The organism is Pseudomonas sp. (genome assembly GCF_050739995.1).
Classification (GTDB): Bacteria; Pseudomonadota; Gammaproteobacteria; order Pseudomonadales; family Pseudomonadaceae; genus Aquipseudomonas.
The window spans coordinates 1-5,046 of record NZ_JBOICG010000287.1 but is presented as its reverse complement, the minus strand read 5'-3'; the positions used below and the strand labels follow the sequence as shown (position 1 = coordinate 5,046).

The following is a 5,046-nucleotide window of genomic DNA, read 5'->3' as shown; positions in this document are numbered from 1 at the left end:
GCCCAGCGCGGGCGGTGCGACGATTCGACAAGCCCGCTCACTACAACTTAGAACACGACGCCTTGGCTGCGCAGGTAGTCGTCATAGGTGCCGCTGAAGTCGATCACGCCGGTGGCGCTCAACTCGATGATGCGGGTGGCCAGGGACGATACGAATTCACGGTCGTGGCTGACGAAGATCAACGTGCCCGGGTAGTTCTCCAGCGCCAGGTTCAGCGCTTCGATGGATTCCATGTCCAAGTGGTTGGTCGGTTCGTCCATGATCAGCACGTTCGGCTTTTGCAGGATCAGTTTGCCGAACAGCATGCGGCCTTGCTCACCACCGGAAATCACCTTGACCGATTTCTGGATTTCGTCGTTGGAGAACAGCATGCGACCCAGGGTGCCACGGATCATTTGCTCGCCTTGAGTCCACTGGCCCATCCAGTCGAACAGCGTGACGTCGTCTTCAAAGTCATGGGCGTGGTCCTGGGCGTAGTAGCCCAACTCCGCCGCGTCGGTCCACTTGATGCTACCGGCGTCCGGGGTCAGTTCGTTGACCAGGGTGCGCAGCAGGGTGGTCTTGCCGATACCGTTCGGGCCGATGATCGCCACGCGTTCGCCGGCTTCAACCTGGAAGCTGAAGTCCTTGAACAGCGGCTTGCCGTCGAAACCTTTGGCCATACGCTCGACGATGACCGCCTGGCGGTGCAGCTTTTTGTTCTGCTCGAAACGGATGAACGGGCTCACACGGCTCGAAGGCTTGACCTCGGCCAGTTGGATCTTGTCGATCGCCATGGCGCGGGAAGTGGCCTGCTTGGCTTTCGAGGCGTTGGCAGAGAAGCGGCTGACGAAGGATTGCAGTTCGGAAATCTGCGCCTTCTTCTTGGCGTTGTCCGACAGCAGTTGCTCGCGGGACTGGGTCGCCACGGTCATGTACTCGTCGTAGTTGCCCGGGAACAGGCGCAGCTCGCCGTAGTCCAGGTCAGCCATGTGAGTGCACACGCTGTTCAGGAAGTGACGGTCGTGAGAGATGATGATCATCAGGCTCGAACGCTGGGTCAGGATGTTTTCCAGCCAGCGGATGGTGTTGATGTCCAAGTGGTTGGTCGGTTCGTCGAGCAACAGCACTTCAGGGTCGGAGAACAATGCCTGGGCCAGCAAGACACGCAGTTTCCAACCTGGGGACACTTCGCTCATCGGGCCGAAATGCTGTTCCAGGGGAATACCCAGGCCCAGCAGCAATTCACCGGCACGGGATTCGGCGGTGTAGCCGTCCATCTCGGCGAACTCGGTTTCCAGCTCGGCCACGGCCATGCCGTCTTCTTCGCTCATTTCCGGCAGCGAGTAGATGCGGTCGCGCTCGGCCTTGACCTTCCACAGTTCCTCGTGACCCATGATCACGGTGTCGAGCACGGTGAATTCTTCGTAGGCGAACTGGTCCTGGCGCAGTTTGCCCAGGCGAACGTTCGGCTCCAGCATGACCTGGCCACCGGATGGATCGAGGTCGCCACCCAGGATTTTCATGAAGGTCGACTTGCCGCAACCGTTGGCACCGATCAAACCATAACGGTTGCCGGCGCCGAATTTGACCGAGACGTTCTCGAAGAGCGGCTTGGCGCCGAACTGCATGGTGATGTTAGCTGTGGAGATCAATTACTTTACCTATCAATAGCTTAGGGTGCGCTTATTTGAACTGGGACCAATTTGGGACCAATCTGGAGCTTTTCCATTTCGCTCCAGTCCGAGCTTGAGTTGATCCAACGCGCATAAGTCGAGAGCAGCATCTGCACGCTATGGCCGAGCTGCTGGGAGATGAAGGCGGGGTTCATGCCAGACATAATGCATATTGTCGCATAGGTGTGACGACAGTTGTATGGCGGCCGACGACGGATGTTCAATGCCTTCAACGTCGGAATCCATTGCTTGTGCAGGTCGGATGTCTGTTTCACGTACTCTGAGTTCTTTGATGGCGGGAAAATGAAGGGCGTTTCTAGCACCTTCCCCTTGCCCTTTTTCCGACGCCCTGCGTATTCCCTGGCAAATTGCAGGGCGTGCATAGCGCGGTCATTCAACAAAACAAAGCGGTCACTTCCCGTTTTCGTGCGCTCCACCACTTCCCCCAAGGCGATCCCGCGACAGACGTGGGCCGTTCTTTTCTCTTCGTCAACCGCATCCCACCGCAAGGCCAGGGCTTCGGACAGACGCAAACCTGTAAAAAACACAAACTCAAAAAATGCTGCATAGATCGTACTGGGCCAGTGATCGTGCTCGTACATCTTGGCGATGATCTGATTAGCTTCATCCAGGGTGAACGGGTCAATTTCCTTTTTGCTGCGCTTCGGCAGCTCAAGGATCGCCGCCGGGTTCTTCGGGATTAACTCCTCTGAAACCGCCGAATTGAGGATCGTCGACAGCTTCGAGATTGCGTTGCGTTTCACCCCAGGCGACCTCCATTCGCTGGCAGCCATGACTCGGCGGAGCAGTGTGGTGGTGATGAGGTCTATCCTCACCAGGGCTAGGCCCGGCATCCAGTACCTGTTCAGTGCCCCCTTGTAGTTTGCCTTCGTACCTCCCACCACTTCCCGGCTGTCCAGCCAGAGCTGGGCATATTCTCCGAAATTAATCTTGCCGCCGGCGACGTTGTTGGAGCTGGGGAACAGTTCGGCATACTTATCGTCGTCGAGCAGCCCCAGCTTGATCAGGCTCTTTACCTGATCAACAACCTGTGAGGCTGATTTGATTCCTTTCTGTGTCGCGGGATAGGGGAGCGTTTCACTGCGCCGGCTGCCGTTCCACATAAAGCGGATGCGGATTGATCCGTGGTGGAGGTCCATTCCTGCGGGCAAACCCATTGGCTTTCTAGCCATTCGTAATATCTCCTGATGCTGTACATGACCAGACGGCCTTGCTTATTCCATACGCCTAGGGGGATTTGGTTCCTGGCCCGCTTGGAGCGCAGGGCGGCGATGGTGGTGCCGAGGATCTCGGCCATCTGCGCCTCAGGCACCTTGTCGCCTGTGATTCCGTCGTTGAGCTGTTCTGCTGCTGCCATGGCTACCTCCCGCCGCCCGCACTGGGCCGCGATGTCTTGATGATGTGAACGATGAAGCCGAAGCTGATCAGCAGCCAGATGCAGGTGCCGACGAAGGCGTAGATGATGTCGGCTGTTTCGCCGTCGGCCAGAAGGCGTGGGCCGATCCAAAAGAACCAGCAGGCGCTGCCAGACAGGTACAGCAATGCGCCCAGCAGGATCAGGGTGAGTTTCGTTGCGAGCATGGGGTGTCCTTGCCGCGCTGGGCGGCTGAAGGTGGGTTAGCGTTCTTCTTTAGCTTCAGCCTGGGCGATTGCCTGGCGCGCAAGTTCGTGCGCTTTTTCAAACCGTTCTATGCCGGGCGAGAGCATCACAAGTGACCCATCTACGGAATCCCAGGTAGATCCATACATGGACGAAAGCCCCTTAAGAGCTGAAAGAAGAAGGCTTTTGTCGTTTGCGAGTTCGTCGATTCGATCAAACAGCACAGATTTTTCTTCTGATACGGAGCCAGAAATAGTGGCTTTGACTCGCATAATTCCAACGGCACCAGTCAGCAGGCTGTTGGATGCTGAAACTTTATTTGGCATGCAGATATCCTCGCCCGCCGCTCACCGGCAGGCATGTAGGGGGATTGGGGTTAGGGTTTTGCTGCTGCTTTTCGCTTTCGGGCAGCGATGACCAAGGCTTTCGATGTGCTGGCCACTCCACCGACTACGTCTTCGGGGAGAATCGCGGTCGTGCAATGAGGGCAAAGGGGTGCCATCTTCGTGCTGCGCCAGGCTTCGTCCATCACCTTTGCCGCTCTGCTGCGCATCTGGAAGCTTTCGGCCTCAGCCAGTTCGCGCTGGCGGCGCTTCAGCGAGTTCATGCCGCCACTGAAAACCCCGACAATGCCAACGAACGCGTCGAATGGCTCAACCTCGGATTCGCAGTCGCTGCACCAGACTCGCCGTTCTTTCTCGTCGTACACCAGCTTCTTGTGCTGGCAGGTGCTGGTCGGTCTGCGCGTCATGCCCCTGGCAACGCGAAGGTCTTCGATCTGCACGACTTTCACGCCGTACGCATAGTCCTGCGGCTCAATAGGTACATCACTCATGGCCTCGGCCCCTTGTAGATGAACACGTAGGCGAACCAGGCGAGGGCTGGCGCTGAGAGAAGAATAATCAGCAGTACCCCCAGCCCAGACCTTGGATGTGTTCGTTTGGGATGGTCAGCTTATCGGCGACGGGCGTCTCGCTGATCACTGACAGGTCGCCGAAGTAACCCAGTGCCGCGCGGGCGCGCTCCAGTGTGAGTTCGGCATGACCCAGCTGACGAGATTTGCGAATCTTGTAAGAGCGCAGAGCTTTAGCCTTGTCCGGGTAGGCGAAACGCTTGCCGCTGGAATCCTTTGATACGCGCTTGCGCCGCTTCTTCACTGCGTCAGCGGTCCAGCTGTGCTGATAGCCATTGATCATGTTCACCGTGTATTCGTCGGCGATGTACCAGCACTGCGTCGTTTCGCCGATCACTCGGTAGGTGAGGCACTGAACCTCAAGGCCATCCGGCCCGATGTCATCGACGTAGCGATAATGGTCCGGGCCGAGCTTTATCTTTTCCATGGGCACACTCGTCCTTGCCGCTATAGCGGCTGACTTTGAAGGGGGAGGGGTTACAGGTTTTTCGGTTGGAGTACGGATGTACTCCTATCAGGATTTGGCGTTCAGGCGGCCTACTTCGTCGTGGCAGGCGTTCCAGCCCGATGCGTAATGCGATTCGGTGCATACGCCGTCGTCGCCCAGGAGGCGTTCAGGCAGCACCACCGCTACCGCCGCTACCTGCGCGGGCTGATCGTCCTCCAGGTCGGCGCGCTCGCTTGCGATCAGTTCCGCCACCAGAGATTCAATATCTTCGATTGTCGCAACTTCATTTGTTGCACGCCTGATTGCAACCCGTAGAAGCTGGATCGCAGCAGCTACGTGAGACGGATAAACGTGCGCCTCAAACCCACCGCGCTGCGCCTCTTGCACCATGATCATTCCACTTACATTC

Annotated in this window: 7 protein-coding genes; all 7 read right to left on the bottom strand. The window is 57.6% G+C overall.

Features of this window, described 5'->3' with window-relative positions; genetic code table 11:
* Positions 1 to 47: 47 nt before the first annotated feature.
* Positions 48 to 1,634 carry an ABC-F family ATPase gene (locus ACRESD_RS09840; RefSeq protein ID WP_431750740.1) on the bottom strand — a complete coding sequence of 529 codons (1,587 nt, stop codon included), beginning with the start codon at positions 1,632 to 1,634 and terminating at the stop codon, positions 48 to 50.
* Between the two features lie 20 nt (positions 1,635 to 1,654).
* Positions 1,655 to 2,848, bottom strand: a complete 1,194-nt coding sequence (locus ACRESD_RS09835; protein WP_431750739.1) for a tyrosine-type recombinase/integrase — start codon at positions 2,846 to 2,848, stop codon at positions 1,655 to 1,657.
* Positions 2,849 to 3,035: 187 nt separating this feature from the next.
* Complete coding sequence (locus ACRESD_RS09830) at positions 3,036 to 3,257, bottom strand: hypothetical protein (protein WP_431750738.1); 222 nt, start codon at positions 3,255 to 3,257, stop codon at positions 3,036 to 3,038.
* 36 nt (positions 3,258 to 3,293) lie between these two features.
* On the bottom strand, positions 3,294 to 3,602 hold the full coding sequence (locus ACRESD_RS09825; RefSeq protein ID WP_431750737.1) for a hypothetical protein: 309 nt from the start codon (positions 3,600 to 3,602) through the stop codon (positions 3,294 to 3,296).
* Between the two features lie 50 nt (positions 3,603 to 3,652).
* The gene (locus ACRESD_RS09820; protein WP_431750736.1) at positions 3,653 to 4,111 is read right to left on the bottom strand and encodes a hypothetical protein; all 459 of its coding nucleotides are present in this window, start codon (positions 4,109 to 4,111) and stop codon (positions 3,653 to 3,655) included.
* A 67-nt stretch (positions 4,112 to 4,178) separates the two neighbouring features.
* Positions 4,179 to 4,616, bottom strand: coding sequence for a hypothetical protein (locus ACRESD_RS09815; protein WP_431750735.1), 438 nt, complete (start codon positions 4,614 to 4,616; stop codon positions 4,179 to 4,181).
* Between the two features lie 87 nt (positions 4,617 to 4,703).
* A partial coding sequence (locus ACRESD_RS09810; protein WP_431750734.1) for a hypothetical protein occupies positions 4,704 to 5,046 on the bottom strand: 343 nt, incomplete at its 5' end.

What these genes read in the sequence shown, in the direction of transcription:
- ACRESD_RS09825 (WP_431750737.1), bottom strand. Translation starts at nt 3,602, where the DNA reads ATGCCAAATAAAGTTTCAGCATCCAACAGCCTGCTGACTGGTGCCGTT.
- ACRESD_RS09835 (WP_431750739.1), bottom strand. Translation starts at nt 2,848, where the DNA reads ATGGCTAGAAAGCCAATGGGTTTGCCCGCAGGAATGGACCTCCACCAC.
- ACRESD_RS09830 (WP_431750738.1), bottom strand. Translation starts at nt 3,257, where the DNA reads ATGCTCGCAACGAAACTCACCCTGATCCTGCTGGGCGCATTGCTGTAC.
- ACRESD_RS09815 (WP_431750735.1), bottom strand. Translation starts at nt 4,616, where the DNA reads ATGGAAAAGATAAAGCTCGGCCCGGACCATTATCGCTACGTCGATGAC.
- ACRESD_RS09820 (WP_431750736.1), bottom strand. Translation starts at nt 4,111, where the DNA reads ATGAGTGATGTACCTATTGAGCCGCAGGACTATGCGTACGGCGTGAAA.